General features: G+C 47.2%; 17 protein-coding genes and 1 pseudogene. 6 read left to right on the forward strand and 12 right to left on the reverse strand.

All coding sequences use genetic code 11. The features are described from left to right. Positions 1-4: 4 nt before the first annotated feature. The 5 genes from B9D94_RS16615 to B9D94_RS16635 all read right to left on the reverse strand — a co-directional run bounded on the left by B9D94_RS16615 (position 5) and on the right by B9D94_RS16635 (position 4,320). Complete coding sequence (locus B9D94_RS16615) at positions 5-718, reverse strand: glycosyltransferase family 2 protein (RefSeq protein WP_006209787.1); 714 nt, start codon at positions 716-718, stop codon at positions 5-7. Between the two features lie 222 nt (positions 719-940). Then, positions 941-1,267, reverse strand: coding sequence for an AzlD domain-containing protein (locus tag B9D94_RS16620; protein ID WP_006209786.1), 327 nt, complete (start codon positions 1,265-1,267; stop codon positions 941-943). Further along, on the reverse strand, positions 1,258-1,983 hold the full coding sequence (locus B9D94_RS16625; protein WP_148247540.1) for an AzlC family ABC transporter permease: 726 nt from the start codon (positions 1,981-1,983) through the stop codon (positions 1,258-1,260). The genes B9D94_RS16620 and B9D94_RS16625 overlap by 10 nt, the downstream gene beginning before the upstream one ends. 164 nt (positions 1,984-2,147) lie before the next feature. Beyond that, complete coding sequence (locus B9D94_RS16630; RefSeq protein WP_006209784.1) at positions 2,148-3,284, reverse strand: zinc-dependent alcohol dehydrogenase; 1,137 nt, start codon at positions 3,282-3,284, stop codon at positions 2,148-2,150. Between the two features lie 118 nt (positions 3,285-3,402). Continuing rightward, positions 3,403-4,320 (reverse strand): DMT family transporter, encoded by a 918-nt coding sequence (locus B9D94_RS16635; protein WP_148247541.1) that lies wholly within the window; start codon positions 4,318-4,320, stop codon positions 3,403-3,405. Between the two features lie 79 nt (positions 4,321-4,399). Here B9D94_RS16635 and B9D94_RS16640 point away from each other — a divergent pair, with 79 nt between their 5' ends. Further along, positions 4,400-5,752: a TrkH family potassium uptake protein gene (locus B9D94_RS16640; RefSeq protein WP_006209783.1), complete on the forward strand. Its 1,353-nt coding sequence runs from the start codon at positions 4,400-4,402 to the stop codon at positions 5,750-5,752. A gap of 123 nt (positions 5,753-5,875) precedes the next feature. Here the strand turns inward: B9D94_RS16640 and B9D94_RS16645 are convergent, their stop codons facing one another. Then, positions 5,876-6,151: a hypothetical protein gene (locus B9D94_RS16645; RefSeq protein ID WP_006209782.1), complete on the reverse strand. Its 276-nt coding sequence runs from the start codon at positions 6,149-6,151 to the stop codon at positions 5,876-5,878. A 143-nt stretch (positions 6,152-6,294) separates the two neighbouring features. Between B9D94_RS16645 and B9D94_RS16650 the strand changes: the two genes are divergently transcribed. The 3 genes from B9D94_RS16650 to B9D94_RS16660 all read left to right on the forward strand — a co-directional run bounded on the left by B9D94_RS16650 (position 6,295) and on the right by B9D94_RS16660 (position 9,662). After that, positions 6,295-7,527, forward strand: a complete 1,233-nt coding sequence (locus B9D94_RS16650) for an aminopeptidase (RefSeq protein ID WP_006209781.1) — start codon at positions 6,295-6,297, stop codon at positions 7,525-7,527. Between the two features lie 166 nt (positions 7,528-7,693). Continuing rightward, complete coding sequence (locus B9D94_RS16655; protein ID WP_148247542.1) at positions 7,694-8,923, forward strand: aminopeptidase; 1,230 nt, start codon at positions 7,694-7,696, stop codon at positions 8,921-8,923. A gap of 373 nt (positions 8,924-9,296) precedes the next feature. Next, positions 9,297-9,662 carry an RNA polymerase sigma factor gene (locus B9D94_RS16660; protein ID WP_253805990.1) on the forward strand — a complete coding sequence of 122 codons (366 nt, stop codon included), beginning with the start codon at positions 9,297-9,299 and terminating at the stop codon, positions 9,660-9,662. Here B9D94_RS16660 and B9D94_RS16665 read toward each other — a convergent pair. Together B9D94_RS16665 and B9D94_RS31925 are read right to left on the reverse strand one after the other, a co-directional pair. Then, positions 9,616-10,503 (reverse strand): annotated as a pseudogene (locus B9D94_RS16665) (IS3 family transposase); the annotation flags it as partial. The gene B9D94_RS16660 and the pseudogene B9D94_RS16665 overlap by 47 nt on opposite strands. Next, a complete protein-coding gene (locus B9D94_RS31925) occupies positions 10,443-10,796 on the reverse strand; it encodes a transposase (protein WP_367613778.1) in 354 nt (117 codons plus the stop codon). The pseudogene B9D94_RS16665 and the gene B9D94_RS31925, both read right to left, overlap by 61 nt. 88 nt (positions 10,797-10,884) lie before the next feature. On the opposite strand from B9D94_RS31925, the gene B9D94_RS16670 reads away from it, so the two are divergent. Both B9D94_RS16670 and B9D94_RS16675 read left to right on the forward strand, forming a co-directional pair. Continuing rightward, positions 10,885-11,190, forward strand: coding sequence for an RNA polymerase sigma factor (locus B9D94_RS16670; protein ID WP_253805991.1), 306 nt, complete (start codon positions 10,885-10,887; stop codon positions 11,188-11,190). Then, positions 11,168-11,986, forward strand: a complete 819-nt coding sequence (locus B9D94_RS16675; protein ID WP_148247543.1) for a DUF4367 domain-containing protein — start codon at positions 11,168-11,170, stop codon at positions 11,984-11,986. The genes B9D94_RS16670 and B9D94_RS16675 overlap by 23 nt, the downstream gene beginning before the upstream one ends. 70 nt (positions 11,987-12,056) lie before the next feature. On the opposite strand, the gene B9D94_RS16680 is transcribed toward B9D94_RS16675, so the two are convergent. The 4 genes from B9D94_RS16680 to B9D94_RS16695 form a co-directional block, all read right to left on the reverse strand. Further along, complete coding sequence (locus B9D94_RS16680) at positions 12,057-12,686, reverse strand: hypothetical protein (RefSeq protein ID WP_253805992.1); 630 nt, start codon at positions 12,684-12,686, stop codon at positions 12,057-12,059. A 30-nt stretch (positions 12,687-12,716) separates the two neighbouring features. Continuing rightward, complete coding sequence (locus tag B9D94_RS16685; RefSeq protein ID WP_148247544.1) at positions 12,717-14,036, reverse strand: hemolysin family protein; 1,320 nt, start codon at positions 14,034-14,036, stop codon at positions 12,717-12,719. A gap of 439 nt (positions 14,037-14,475) precedes the next feature. Continuing rightward, complete coding sequence (gerQ, locus tag B9D94_RS16690; protein WP_006209774.1) at positions 14,476-14,910, reverse strand: spore coat protein GerQ; 435 nt, start codon at positions 14,908-14,910, stop codon at positions 14,476-14,478. Positions 14,911-14,966: 56 nt separating this feature from the next. Next, on the reverse strand, positions 14,967-15,389 hold the full coding sequence (locus tag B9D94_RS16695) for a cell wall hydrolase (protein ID WP_006209773.1): 423 nt from the start codon (positions 15,387-15,389) through the stop codon (positions 14,967-14,969). Between the last annotated feature and the right edge of the window lie 83 nt (positions 15,390-15,472).

Here is a 15,472-nt window from a genome sequence, read left to right on the forward strand (position 1 = left end):
CCCATTAACCGCCATGCTGAGCCAAGTGCTCAAGTACGTGACGATAATTATTTTTTACCATCTCATATTCCCGGGCAATCGTTGCTTTATGCCGAATGGTGCCCATCTGGGAATGCACACGGTACATCGTAAGCATATCTGGCAGAAATCCGAACGAAGCCCCGTTCATCAACAGCCGAATCCAGAGATCGTAATCATGTGTGTAGGGAAGCTGCGCATTGAACAGCCCTACCCTGTGAAGCCAGTCTTTCTTCATAATGACAGTGCATCCATTAATCGGATTGGAATAGACCAGTTGACGGGCCAAATCCGCATTGTTCGCCATTGGAATCCCTTCGTACGGTCTTGTCACCCGATTGTGCTCATTAATGACTGAGAAACCAGTGAAACTGATGTCGAGACCCCTGCTCAGCATAAACGCCATCTGTCTTTCAATCTTCTGAGGAACAAAACGATCGTCTGAACTGAGCCAGGCGATATATTGGCCCGAAGCATGCAAAATGGCATGATTCAATGCGCTGGCTGTACCGCCATTACTCTTGCCCATATAGTAGATTCTGTTCTTATAGGGTGCGATCAGATTGGAATATTGCGTTGACCCATCATCCACCACAATGATTTCCACAGCAGGGTACGTTTGTTGTACCGCACTTTCCAAAGCTTGCTGTATATACTGGCAGTTATAGAAAGGTATGACTATCGTAACCGTCGGCATCATCCCCTGTCTCCTCCTTCTGCCTATCTTGATATGTGATCTCAATACACATCATGGGTTAGTACACCATATGCATTGTTTACGCATTCCGCACGGACCCCTGTCCCCTGACATTTGACCAAATAACAGGCAGACGGCACATGAAGCAGGGAAATTTGACAACCAAAATAAGCTGTCCCCCGCCGGTTGGCTAGAGAGCAGCTTATAAACCATGCTTCACTTAATTCAAATCAATATGCGCAGCCCAATCAAAGTCAGAATACCCACAATGACCGTAGCAAACAGACTTTTCGTTAGAAAAGCCGTAAGGAAGGCGGGAACAGCCGCAATCAGCTCAAGCAAGTGACCGGCAGGGTCGACGCGCCCGTCCGATACGAGCAGTTCCTGGGCCAACAGGGCGCCCATGACTGCGATTGGCACATGATCCAGCCATCTTATCATCATATCCGGAATCCGCAGCTTGCTGAGAATCATAAGCGGCAGAACTCTTGGAATAAGGGTAACCACCGCACAGCCGATAATCAGAGCTGCAATATGCCATCTTATTTCCATCGTTCCATCACCATCCCCGCTGTAGCCGCAACCAGGATAGCGGCAATGACTGCTGCGCTTCCCGGCATCATCGTGCTGAAGGCCACTACTGCAATGACCGCAATGATAACGACCATGAAGTCCAATTTATATTTTTTGCGGCTGAGCCATTGCAGTGCCAGCAGCCCGATAAACATACCCGGCAAAGCAAAATCCAGACCAAACTGCTCCGGGTCCGGTATCCACTCGCCGACGAGCCCCCCTGCAACGTTAGCCGAACACCAGAACAGATAGGCTGTAATATTTAAGCCCACCATCCATTGATAACCCAGTCTTTTCTGCTCGGTCGCCTTGGCGGCAGCAACACCGAATGTCTCGTCAGTCAGCAGGGAGCCGATAAAGAAACTCTTTCCGGTGGAGAGACCTTTAAAGTACGGGGCGATCGCTGCGCTTAACAGCAGATGCCTGGCATTCACGAAGAAAATCGTGATGATGATCGAGATCACCGGGCTTGCTGCCGCCAGCATTCCTGCCGCGATAAATTGACCGGAGCCGGCATAGAGCAGGAGCGAGATTAACGCGATTTCGAGCAGGCTGAAGCCTGCAGTCCGCTCAACTACACCTGCAGCAAAGCCTATGCTCAAATAGCCTAGCAGGGTAGGAATACAATCCTTAAAGCCTTGAAGATACGAATTTCCCTCCATATGCGAAGGAAGCTGTTCTGACTTGGTGTCCATCTTGGTCCGATTCCTCTCTTACTCTCCGATTCTACTTTTAATTACTATGAATACATCCTCCTTCCTTGTCAACGCCAAATATGCCATTTATCCATAAAAAAAGCGCCCCGGAAGTGCAACAAATCTTCCGGAACGCACAATGTGATGATTGAATTTTCAAGCGGTCAGGGCTTCAAAATGATTTTAATACAGCCATCCTTCCGCTCATTGAAGATGTCATAGCCATGGGCAGCCTTCTCCATCGGTAACCGGTGCGTGATGATATCCGAAGGATCGACCGTCCCCTCCTTCAGCATTTGATACAGCTTGGGCATATAATGAATGACGGGCGCCAGTCCCATTTTTAACGTAATATTCCTTTCGAACAGCTCGCCGAGCGGAAATGCATTATAGACAAGCCCATATACGCCGGTCAGCTGGATCGTCCCGAACTTGCGAACCATCCTGACGGCCATGTTGAAAGCTCCCAGAGAGCCGCCCTGCAGCCTAAGCATGCTGCCCAGCATTTCGATAGGGGTTCTTTTGGCATCCAGCCCCACACAATCAATGACAACATCGGCTCCACCATGTGTGATTTCTCTAATATATTCTTCAATTTCGGGTATTTTTTCGAAATTATAGGTTTCCACCTGGTTAGTTCGTTTTGCATGCGCCAGCCTGTAATCTACATGATCAATTGCAATGACCCGTTTCGCTCCCTTTAACCAGGCAAACTTCTGCGTTAACAGCCCGATCGGACCGCAGCCTAGAACAACCACCGTGTCGCCAGGCTTGACTCCCCCGTTCTCTACACTCCAGATGGCTGTTGGCAGCGCATCGGAGAGCATGAGCAATTTTTCATCCTCCATATCGGCATCCTCCGGAATAATAAAGGGCATAAAATTTCCGTATGGAACACGCATCAGCTCCGCTTGGGCTCCCTGGAAACCGCCGTATGCATCACTATATCCAAAAAAACCTCCGGTATCCTTGGCATCATTAGCATAGTCGCACTGGCTCTCCATCTGATTCTGGCAGAACAAGCATTTGCCGCAAGAGATGATAAAGGGAATAATGACACGGTCCCCAACCTTGACTCTGTTTACCTCAGGGCCAGCTTCCACCACAACTCCCATGGGCTCATGGCCGATAATGTAATCATCATGAAGCTGCTTCATCTCACCGTTATATAAATGCAGATCAGAACCGCAGATAGCTGTCGTTGTGACTCGGATCAGTATATCGTCGCTGCGGTGCAGGGCCGGATCCTTCATCTCTTTCACTTTGATACGATGTCTGCCTTGATAGGTGACTGCTTTCACGCACATATGCTCCTTTACAATCCAAAATCCATTTCTTACAGGATTTGGGGTGATTGATACCTTCAGTGTGCGCTAATTGCGGGCTAACTACTCGGCCATAGAAAAAATTAATCTAGCTCTATCCGAGCCCTTCGGGTTGTACCTCCACAGCCCCCTTTTTCGGTTTTCCGACCTTCAGGAACAACACCAGCCCTAACAGTACAAGGGCACCCCCTCCTGCCTGCAGGGTGCTCATCGATTCATTCAACAGAAGGAAAGCGAGCAAACTCGCCCCCACAGGCTCACCCAGAACGCTCATCGATACGGTTGAGGCCGAGGCATATTTCATAAGCCAATTAAACAACAGATGACCGAATACGGTCGGCACGACTGCCAATAGAGCAAATATTCCCCACTCACGCGCCGAATACCCTGCCAGCGGAATATGCATGCCCACGTTATAGACAGCCAGAATTACAGCAGCTACCACAAAAACAAGCCAGCTGTACAGAAAGGACGGAAGCCGTCTGAGCAGTAATTGCCCAAGCAGCATATGTGCAGCAACAGCTGCCGTTCCCAGCAAAGACATCACATCACCGGTCAAATGCCCCGCACTCCCGCTGAGTCCGCTGCTGCCAATGAGCAGGAACACCCCAAGGAACGCGATTGCCATGCCGCCGATTGCGGCGAGTGATGTTTTTTCCTTAAACCAGAAGTAGGCACCAATCATCACGAATACGGGCTGCAGAGCCAGGATGATGGTAGAGCTTGCAACGCTTGTCCATGTTAAAGAGCCCATCCATAACAAAAAGTGCAATGCCAGCATGGCTCCTGACAGGATCAGCAGCAGCACTTCAGAGCGCTTCAATGACCTCGCAGCGGGCAGATATTTTCCTGCAAACGGCAGCATGATCAGAACGGTAATAACGAGTCTGTACATGGCTTGAACAGAGACCGGACTGCTGGACCATTTCACAAAAATGGATGAGAAAGATATCGCAATAATGCCGATAAATAAAGGAATAAATACGGGAATAGGCGGTTTCTCTGAATTCATGATGGTTAAATGATTCACCTTTCGTGTTATATTAGAGAAATGATTTTAAAATTAAAACTTTCGGAAAAGGAAAATTAGCATGAAAAAGAAAGACCTGCGCAATCAAATGACCCCGCCCAAGTTTCTGGCGATCGGCTTTGCATCGATCACGCTGGTGGGGACGATCCTGCTAAAGCTTCCCATCGCCACAGCTGACGGGACCTCCACACCACTGATTGATGCGCTCTTCACAGCGGTTTCCGCCATCAGCGTGACCGGATTAACCGTTGTGGATACGGGAACCCATTGGTCCGTTTTTGGACAAATTGTCATGCTCATGCTGGTTCAGCTGGGCGGATTAGGCTTTATGACCTCTGCCACCTGGATTGCATTGATGTTCAATCGCAGAATCTCGCTGCGGGAACGCATCATTCTTCAGGAAGCGATGGGACAATACCAAATTCAAGGCATTGTGGACCTCATTCGAAGAGTCCTCGTATATACGCTGATTATAGAGGGCATAGGCGCTCTGCTGCTGACATTCAGGTTCTCTGCCATCATGCCGCTCTCGGATGCAGCTTACTTTGGCACATTCCAAAGCATATCCATATTCAACAATGCTGGCTTTGATCTGTTTGGCCAAATCCATGGGCCATTCTCCGGGTTTTCCACTTATGTAGAGGATCCTTATGTCAATATTATCATTGCTGTCTTGATTTTCCTTGGGGGAATCGGCTTCATTGTTATCTTTGATCTTATCGAGTACCCGAAAACCAAAAAAATATCGCTTCACTCCAAGGTTGTTCTGACGGTGACCTCTCTGCTGATCGTCATTGGAGCTGTCATGATCTTTCTATTGGAGCACAGCAATCCCAAGACATTAGGCCCGCTCTCGTACCCGGTCAAGATTATGGCCTCCATCTTCCAATCGATTACCCCGCGTTCCGGCGGCGTCAGCACCCTGGACATCGCGAGTCTGGAGCAGTCGTCACAGTTCTTTATGATCCTCCTGATGTTCATCGGGGCTGCGCCTGGATCCACAGGAGGCGGGATCAAGGTGACGACCTTCGCGGTCCTGATTGGTGCAGTGGTTACCATGATCCAGGGAAAACGCGATGTTGTTCTCTACCGCAACAGAATCTCGCAATCCCTGGTCTACCGCTCCATTACGCTGACGATACTGTCACTGCTGCTGTTAGTGGGGGCTTCCATGTTCCTGTCCGTGACGGAATCGGGTGAATTCTTAAGAATTCTGTTCGAAGCCGTCTCCGCCTTCGGAACAGCCGGCTTATCCATGGGTCTCACAACCGAATTGTCGCCGATTGGCAAGATCACTATCGCCTTGCTGATGTTCCTGGGCCGTCTCGGTCCGCTTACGCTGGCTTACGCGCTTAGCCGCAAAAGCAACAAAGAACTGTACCGTCACCCGGAGGGACGGATTACGATCGGCTAAACCGTGTGCATTCCCTCTTATTGCCGGCACATATAAACAAACCGTACGCTCCCTCATCTGCCGGGAGTGCACGGTTTGTTTCATTTTCATCTCATGTTGAGTAGTATCCGATTGAATCGGCTCTTATTCTCCGAACTCGCTGGCATCAATCGCAGCATCCAGCAAATCATCAAACAACTCGTCATCGGTTTCGATCCGCTCATCAAGCTGCATAAACTGCTCCTCGATTCCCGGCTCGCCTGCGAAATTCAGGCTGTAATCCCAGTCCCGGCCGTTCTTGCTCAGGAATGTGATCTCGTACGATGCTGCATGTCCATCTATAGAAAATACGGTATACCCCACGAATTGATTGCTCTCATCCCGTTTCATATCCGCACGCTCGATTCGGACTTGTGACACGTTTCCACTCTCCTTCGTTTCGTTGTGAACAACTCACAACACTCAGTATATCACTTTTAATTGCCGCTGATTATTGTTTTTCTTATGCAACTTGATCTAGTATAATATGGTGGAAAAGAATAAATTTCATTGGAGGGTTCCAAATGTCCGATTTCAATACATCCTTGGACAAATATGCCGAGTTGGCTGTAAAGGTTGGAGTTAACATACAGGAAGGACAAACCTTGGTGGTTCATGCCCCTGTTGACACTGCCGAGTTCACTCGCTTGATCGCCAAGAAGGCCTATGAAGCAGGTGCCCGCCTGGTGAAAATTCTATGGACTGATGAAACTGTCACCAGACTTCAATTCGAAAAAGCAGCGGATGATGTGTTTACGGAAGCACCAAAGTGGTATGCCGGGGAAATGACTGAATTGGTGGAGAACGGTGCAGCTATCCTCCACGTCCTTGCGGAGAATCCGGATCTGCTCAGCGGCATTGATTCCGAACGCATCGGAAACTTCTACAAGGCCCGCGGAGAAGCGCTGAAGCAATATCGCGCCTATCAGCAGTCTGACAAGTTCAGCTGGTGCCTGATTGCAGTACCTTCAGCGCCATGGGCTGCCAAGGTATTTCCGGATGCACCGGAATCGGAGCAGGTCAGCAAGCTGTGGGATGCGATTTTCCACACGGTGCGCGTGGATCAGGATAATCCGGTTGAGGCTTGGAACCAGCATCTTGAGGTGCTTGAAGCGAAATCTTCCGTGCTGAACGCCAAGAAATACAAGAAGCTCCACTACATTGCGCCAGGAACGGACCTTACCATTGAACTGCCTGAAGGCCATATCTGGGCGCAGGGTGACAGCATCAACGAACGCGGCCATTCGTTTGTGGCTAATATGCCAACAGAAGAAGTATTTACTGCACCGCTCAAAACGGGGGTTAACGGTACCGTCCACAGCACGAAGCCTTTGAGTTACGCTGGCAATATCGTGGACAACTTCTCTCTTACGTTTGAAGCCGGTAAAGTAGTCAGCTTCACAGCAGAGCAAGGGTACGAGACCCTTGAGCGTCTCCTGAACATGGATGATGGTGCCCGCTATCTTGGTGAGGTGGCGCTTGTGCCGCATCAATCTCCGATCTCCGAATCCAACATTCTGTATTACAATACGTTGTTTGACGAGAATGCTTCCAACCACCTTGCGCTTGGCAGTGCCTATGCCTTCTGCATAGAGGGTGGTAAAGAGATGAATCAGGAGCAATTGATTCAAAGCGGTCTCAATACCAGCGTGACGCATGTGGACTTCATGATCGGCTCCGGCGAAATGGATATTTACGGAGTTACGGCAGAGGGTAAGGAAGAACCGGTATTCCTTAAAGGAAACTGGGCATTTTAAGAATATCGTGATCAAAGCAGCTATTTCATGCGAAGTAGCTGCTTTTCTTAAACTTTTCCTGCCTTTAATTGACCTGAGGTTGATTTACAAACGGAAAAATTGTGCGATAATCAAGAAAGCGCATGAAGCTACTTAAAGATAGTATAAAAGGAATGGAGGTCCTTGTATGTCAAGCTTTGAGCAAAAATTGGAGCGTTACGCCGAGCTCGCTGTCAAAGTCGGTGCCAATGTGCAGCCGGGGCAAACTCTTGTCGTTAACGCCATGATCGATGCTGCGCCGCTTGTGCGCCTCATCGTGAAGAAGGCCTATGAAATCGGTGCCAAACAAGTGAAAGTCAACTATAGCGATGAGATCGTCAGCCGAATACGTTACGAGTTGGCTCCGGATGAAGCATTTCTGGAACCGCCGAAATACTACGCGGAGGAAGTAACGGAGCTCGCTGAGCAAGGAGCCGCATTCTTGACGGTCCTCTCCTCGAACCCTGATCTGCTCAGCGGAATTGATCCTGAGCGTATCTCCAACCATCAACGTACATATGGCGCTGCGATGTCGAAGTACCGTCAATATCAGCAAGCCGATAAAATGAGCTGGACAGGCGTTGCCTTTGCTTCTCCGGATTGGGCGGCCAAGGTGTTCCCTGATGTTCCGAAGGAGCTGCAGGTGGACAAAATGTGGGATGCGATCTTTCATGCGGTACGCGCAGATCTGGATGACCCCATCAGCGCGTGGGAGGCGCATATTGATACGCTCCAGCAGAAATCCGACGAGCTTAATGCCAAGAAATATCATAAGCTTCGCTTTACCTCACCTGGAACGGACCTCACGATTGAACTGCCAGAAGGCCATATTTGGACCCAAGCGGGCAGCCATAATGAGCAAGGCGAACGCTTCGTTGCCAACATTCCAACGGAGGAAGTGTTCACGGCTCCTCTTAAAACCGGCGTGAATGGCACGGTTCGCAGCACAAAGCCTTTGAGTTATGGAGGAAATATTATAGACAATTTCTCGATTACGTTCGAGGACGGTCGCATTGTCGATTTTTCTGCCGAGCAAGGTGAAGATACGTTATCGCGTCTCGTCTCCATGGATGAGGGCTCCCATTATCTTGGCGAAGTGGCCCTTGTTCCCTACCGTTCCCCGATTTCGGAAAGCGGCATCCTGTATTACAATACGCTGTTTGATGAGAATGCCTCCTGCCACCTGGCTATCGGCAGTGCATACGCCTTCAACCTCGAGGGCGGCAAAACCATGACGTCTGATCAGCTGCAAGCCAGCGGACTGAACACCAGCATTACCCATGTGGATTTCATGATGGGCTCCAAGGAGCTGAACATCACAGGAATCACGCATGATGGCACCGAAGAGCCTGTATTCATCGATGGCAACTGGGCGTAAGCCGCACTAGCCATCATTCAAATACCTCACTCGATCTTACAGGACGTCCTCCAACAGAGGGCGTCCTGTTTTTCCAGTCTTTTTTATCTGCCGACACGCTTCTCCTCCATGCAATGATGCATCCTATTTCGATTAATATCCTTAGATTACCGAACATATCATGAAGAGATGGGCGCACTCTTGAGATATCCCAAACCTACTCGAGAATGACGATTTGTTTAAGAGTCGAATTCCTGAGGAATACGTTGTTACATACTTCTCCAACATCAATCACCAGAGTCTGCTGTTATTTGAAATTGTAGGGCTTTTTTATCTGATATGTTGTAAAATGATGAGAGAAATAGGATGGTTACACCAGAGAGGGGAATATCGCGTGTCCAACCGATTACAGCTCCTCCTTGCAGCAGATTTCGCTGATTTGAGCGAACCTATTCAGGAAGAAATTTACTATGAATTTTATGATCTTGTATATGGACAAATATTGTATGTCGTACGGGATCATGCTGCTGTTGAGGATATCATTCAGGAGTCCTTTATAAAAGTGATTACAAGCAAGCCTAACTTCGAAATGGAAAGCAAGATGCGGGGATGGCTGCGCGTCGTCGCTAAAAACTCAACCATGAATTATTTAAGAAAAAATAAAAAATACCGTAACCTGGTCATACCCCTGTCAAGTAGACAGGTGAAAAAGACTAAGCAGCCAGCGCGTGTCGGTACTCAATCGGCGCGCGCTGTTTAAGTTTTGCCTGAAAACGCTGGTAGTTGTAAAAGTAGATATAATCTTCAACGGCTTGATGTAACTCTTCTTCTGATTTACACTGAAGGAGGTACAACTTTTCTGTTTTGAGATGCGAAAAAAAGGATTCGATGCATGCATTATCTAGGCAGGTTGCTTTGCGAGAGTGGCTGCCTTTAATGCTGAATTCTTCTAACCGTGTGTTGTACGCCTGAGACGTGTATTGGAAGCCCTGATCCGAATGGAGCACGGCTTCTGAGACGTCTTTTTTTCTTATCCACTGCTCGACGGTATCGAGTACAAGTTCCAAATCGTTACGTCTAGAAATCTGCCAAGCTACAATCTCATTATTAAACAAATCTTGAATCACGGACAAATAATAAAAGTGTGTTCCGTCAGAGATATAGGTAATATCCGTCACCATTTTTTGTCCCGGGGCAGTAGCATGAAATTGCCGTTTGAGTCGGTTAGGGTACACCACGGATGGTGTATAACTAGATAATTTTCGTTTCTTTCGAATCACAGACTGAATCGACAGCTCTTTCATCAAACGCCATACCTTTTTGTGATTCACACGGTAACCAGCTTCCCACAAAGCCGTTACCATTCGAGGATAACCGAAATATGGATGAGCCAAGTGAGTAGCCATCATGTGTTCTTTGATCTCTTGATCCAGGCCTTCTTTTTGGCTACTACGATAAAGGCGCATTGACCGCCACTTGTAGTAACTGGCTCTAGGCACTCCCACAACAGCTAACAACCTTGTAACGCCGTGTTGGTCCCTCAATTCTTCGATGATTTCATAGTTTTGCTGTCGACTAAGGCTGTCTCCTTTAACAGATTGGGATACCGCTTTTTTAAATAATCTACCTGCGCTTTTAGATAATCTCGTTCTTCTTCGATACTTGAGAACGTCGTGCGAGGGCGTCCTTTCATGGGACTACCAGAGCCTTTACGCGTATCGAATACCTCTCCATCTCGATATTTTCTCACCCACGTTTTAAGTTGTGTACAACTTCGTATTCCCAGCTTGTCTGCTACAGCTTGATAGCTCATAGATCCCTCGAGGTAGCATTGAACTGCTCTTAATTTGAACTCCTCCGTATACGATTGAAAAACTTGTCCCTTTTTAGCCATAAAAATACCCCCTCCAAGTTCGCTCGATTCTCATGATAACATGAGGCTTTTTTCGAGTGTCTACTTTGAGGGGATAATACCAAACCAAGTGGATGTTGATAGTGTTTTTATTAATGAAGAGGACGTAGCGGTCTCCTCCGCGAACGTGGAACACCAGGTGGAGTCGAATATGCTGGAGGAATCCATTGAGCAGTACCTCGACAAACTCAAGCCTGAATACAGGTTATTGATTGAATATCGGTGGAAGCACAGTCTGACGTACAGGGAAATCGCCGAGCTGCTGAATACACGCGAAGAGATCGTCAAGCAGCGCTTGTTCCGAGCGAGAGAATCCGTAAAGAAAATGCTGTATAGAGAGTGGGGTGAATTGGATGAGCAACGAAAAATACGATGATTGGTTTGATGAGGCCTTTGACGAAGCCTTTGATCGTGCAGCTTCATGTTCCTCACTCCCCACTGACAACGAATCGAAACGTCAATCTTGGCAGCAAGTCAAATTACAAGTCGAGAAGTTAAACAAACGAAAACAACAACGACGCAGATTACAGTTTTCCGGTATCGTTGCTGCATCCATGTTAATTGGGGCTTTAATATTCTCTCAACCAACAGTTACACAAGCCGTGTCGCCCATTTACCAACAAATCGTGGATTGGGGCAACGGCATAACGGGCCAGATATTCGGTAAGAAAGAGCCCGTCGATCTAAGCAAAGCTCTTACTGCCCCGCCACCGGATGCAACACCTATACCAAATAACGCTGATCCAGTACCACCAGCCGAATTGGTCGAAACTGAGGATATTCCATTTGCTGATTCTGATGAATCCCTCATTGAGTCACAAAAGCGTGTATTATTCAAGATACCTCAAATTGGGTATATCCCGAAAGGCTTTGAGTTCTATGAGGCAACAGGAATCGCGGAAAGTGAGACTGCGCCGCTCTTGGATCTGCATCTTCATTACAAAAATACAGATGAAAAGGTATTTTACATTGATCTCATTGACATGTCGTCCGAAAGGTCCATCGGCCTTGGAGGGAAAGTGACAGAGACACTGACACTGAAATCAGGAGCTGTGGCCTACCTGACCGAAACGAATCTCCGTTTTTTGCATGACAATGACAAGATATTGGTAAATATCAGTGGATTATTCTCAAGAGATGAATTAATTAAGATAGCAAACAGCATACATTGAAACAAAATGCACAGATAAACTAAAGAAGCGCACTTCAGAAAAGTGCGCTTCTTTGTTTTATATACCGGAATTATTGCTCTGCTAATATAGAATTCGTATAATAAGTCGCCTCTTCATATGTACCATTCTCATTAATCCAGTGAATGGTCTTGCCCCGGTAATAATAACCTGTCTGAACACTGAAGTTTTTAATACCGCTGAGGGAAGTTTTGTTTGAACCGTTTTCATAAGCACTTCCAGTATCTATCCAAGCCGACCCGGTCCATCTCTGTAGGACAAAATTAATACCAATTGTATCTACAGCTTGTCCTGCTCCTGTAAATCCGTTAAGGCTTACCTGGGTACTATTTACCTTGCTAATTGTAGAATAATAGTTAATCAGGTACTTGTTGGCTAAGAGGTTAAAAGAAGAATTCAGATTCATTTCTACTGGTGGCGGTGTAGTTAAGGCACCTGGTGCAATGTCAGTAGCGGAATCCGCGTAAGCCCCTCCCGCCAGAGATAAGCTTAATAGAACACTGACTGCAAGAGTTGAAGCTATACGTTTAGAACTGCGTACTTTTGACATAACATCACCTTTCTTTCTATTTATTAGGAACATCCATATTTTAACACGTGATGTCAGCACAAAAGTATCTAATTCTTCACGGTTTGATATAATTTTTGAAACTTTTCTGCAAATAAAAAGAAGCAACGACATATTTTGTCGTCGCTTCTTCTAATATCCAGTTCACGCGCCCGCTTCTTCCTGAAGCAGCTGCTGCTCTTGCCTGATCAGACGAATGCGCGAGATTCGTTTATTCTCGGTCTCCTCAATCACAAAGTGATAGTCCTCATACAAGATAGACTGACCTTTATGCGGGAGCAGCACCTCAAGACGTGAGGACAGCCATCCACCGATGGTATCATAGTCTTCTGTATCCACATTCAGACCAAATTGGTCATTAATTTCATCAATCAGCATCAATCCATCAATGGAGTATTCATCCTCCCCCACCTTCTCAATTCCCGGACGCTCTTCGTCAAACTCATCTTGAATTTCTCCGACGATTTCTTCCATGATGTCCTCCAGCGTTACAAGGCCTGAAGTCCCGCCGTATTCATCGATCAGAATGGCAATTTGCGTCTTGCTCCGCTGCATTCTTCGCAGCAGCTCGCTGATCTTGATGGATTCAGGAACAGCAATAATCGGGCGAATCAGGGAAAGCTGGTCACGGACGTAACCGCGCATTAGATCCTTGATGTGAATAAAGCCAATGATATGATCCTTGTCTTCGTCACAAATCGGATAACGGGTTCGCATCCCCTCGCTTGCAATTTTCAGATTTTCTTCCAATGAAAGATTATTGTATAAACAGATCATCTCTGTCCTTGGGATCATGATCTCCCGAGCTGTGGTATCGGCAAATTCAAAAACGTTGTCCACCAATACCATGTCCGTATTATCCATCATCCCACTCTCACTGCTCTCTTTCATCATATCCCGAAGCTCCTCCTCGGTGTGAACGTTGCGCTCCACCACAGGTTTCATCCGGAATATTCGGAGAACGTTATTAGAAAGACCGTTGGCAAACCAGATAAATGGAAACATGATGGTATAAAATATTCTCAGCGGACCTGCCGACAGCAGCGTGATTTGTTCCGCTTTGCGAACAGCCACCGTCTTAGGTGCCATGGCACCAAATACGATGTGCATGAGTGCAATCAAGATAAATGCAATCACCAAGGAAACGGTATGAACTGCCGTATTGCTCCATCCTATGCCGTTGAACCAAGGCGTGATCATGGCGGATATGGTTCTTTCGCCGATCCATCCAAGTCCAATGGACACGATGGTGATACCAAACTGGCAAGCGGATATAAATCCGTCCAGATTCTTCAGTATGTTCTGTGCAAATTTTGCACGTCTATGTCCTTCTTCAACCAAAGCGTCAATCCGACTGCTTTTTACCTTAACAAAAGCTAATTCAGCTGATACAAAGAATCCATTTAACAGGACGAGAAACAATACCAAGGTTAAGCTTATCCAACTCGGTAAGGGGTCACTCAATCGATCTCCTACCCGCCATACAGCATGCTATGACGAATAGGAACACCTCCTTCGGTTATTAAAAATGTGTGGTGCCATCAAGCATAACAACGTGTTCGGACAACGCATCAACTTCCCAATGGTCTCATCTCCTTATCTTATTCCGTCGTAATCAAGCTATATAAGTAATTATATAGTACTACGATACACAGTCAAACGTTGTCTTATGACATTAATAAGCGTTGTTACAAGCTATAATTTGATTCTCAGCCATTAACCCTCATTTCCGGTGAATTCATATATTCTATGAATAAACATTCAAAATGTTAAAAGATTACTATGAATCCCCGCATCTCCCTAGGACAAAAATCGCATTTCGCTGAATATTAGCCTGGTGAGCCCAAATAAAATAACCCCCGTTTACATGGTGTAAACAAGGGTTATTCGTATTTCCGTTGGCTTATCTTGAAGTTGGCGGCGGGTTGCCTATAACACCCGGATATTGGTAATGAAGCGGCTCATCAAATACGACATAATCCAGGTTCACCATCAGCAGGATGATACGGCGTCCAGTCGAACGTTCGCTAATGACAATATGATCGCGTCCAGCAGCTTCGATTACGCCAGTGAACACTTTTGCATTCCATTGCGAGTTGTTTTCATATGTCATGTAAAAGGTAGCCTGTTTGCCCAAGTTCAAACGGAGAATATTCTCAACGTAAGACTGCTCGAATTGAGGGGCCGGCATTACAGTGCCTCCCGGAGTGATCGGGCTTCCGCTTGGAACCTCCGGTGGTATGTTGGCCGTATAACCTGCTGTTCCGCGACCAGGCACTCCCGGATAACGCACTCCATTCATGAAGTTCACAGGTGGCACACCTTGATTGTAGTACATAAGTAATTTCCTCCTTTAATGTATATCTTCCGCAATATGCGGATGTACAACGTGGATCAATAAACTGCCGGGCAATCGCCATATGTTGGACTGAAGAAGCAGTGTGCTTTAAAGCGGCCTGTGTTCTGCTGGTTGTACCAGGTAGGCGGGCAATCCCCTACCGGACGGAAAAACCATAATGCATTGGTTGCCGGCCAGGTGCGCTCTCCATTGATAACTCTTTGGGCTAGGCGCCGGTCGGCCTCCCTGGCTCTTTGATAAAAATAGCCTTTTTGTGTTGCTTCAAACCCTCCCGGGTTCTGGAACACCATATCATTCATGTTGCGGATGTTCATAAAGTCCAAGCAGTTGGACAGTATCCGGTTCACTCCGACATTCCCAACCATGAGCATGCCTTGCTCGCCTTCACCCTCTGCCTCTGCGCGGAGCAATCTTGCCAGAAGATCCACATCATTCGAATTTGCTTTGATGACTGCCACAGAGTTCCCCTCGCTTCCTTAAGATCACTTTGTATCGTATGTGCATTCGCCCATAAATGTGACAGTAGCAGCAGAAAAATATT

The organism is Paenibacillus sp. Cedars, assembly GCF_003184205.1.
In the GTDB taxonomy this organism is placed as follows: domain Bacteria; phylum Bacillota; class Bacilli; order Paenibacillales; family Paenibacillaceae; genus Paenibacillus_AQ; species Paenibacillus_AQ glucanolyticus.

Coding starts and splice junctions, on each gene's coding strand:
- B9D94_RS16680 (WP_253805992.1), bottom strand. CDS start 12,686: ATGTCGTTGCTTCTTTTTATTTGCAGAAAAGTTTCAAAAATTATATCA.
- gerQ (WP_006209774.1), bottom strand. CDS start 14,910: ATGTACTACAATCAAGGTGTGCCACCTGTGAACTTCATGAATGGAGTG.
- B9D94_RS16635 (WP_148247541.1), bottom strand. CDS start 4,320: ATGAATTCAGAGAAACCGCCTATTCCCGTATTTATTCCTTTATTTATC.
- B9D94_RS16615 (WP_006209787.1), bottom strand. CDS start 718: ATGATGCCGACGGTTACGATAGTCATACCTTTCTATAACTGCCAGTAT.
- B9D94_RS16655 (WP_148247542.1), top strand. CDS start 7,694: ATGTCAAGCTTTGAGCAAAAATTGGAGCGTTACGCCGAGCTCGCTGTC.
- B9D94_RS16675 (WP_148247543.1), top strand. CDS start 11,168: ATGAGCAACGAAAAATACGATGATTGGTTTGATGAGGCCTTTGACGAA.
- B9D94_RS16650 (WP_006209781.1), top strand. CDS start 6,295: ATGTCCGATTTCAATACATCCTTGGACAAATATGCCGAGTTGGCTGTA.
- B9D94_RS16640 (WP_006209783.1), top strand. CDS start 4,400: ATGAAAAAGAAAGACCTGCGCAATCAAATGACCCCGCCCAAGTTTCTG.
- B9D94_RS31925 (WP_367613778.1), bottom strand. CDS start 10,796: ATGGCTAAAAAGGGACAAGTTTTTCAATCGTATACGGAGGAGTTCAAA.
- B9D94_RS16620 (WP_006209786.1), bottom strand. CDS start 1,267: ATGGAAATAAGATGGCATATTGCAGCTCTGATTATCGGCTGTGCGGTG.
- B9D94_RS16625 (WP_148247540.1), bottom strand. CDS start 1,983: ATGGACACCAAGTCAGAACAGCTTCCTTCGCATATGGAGGGAAATTCG.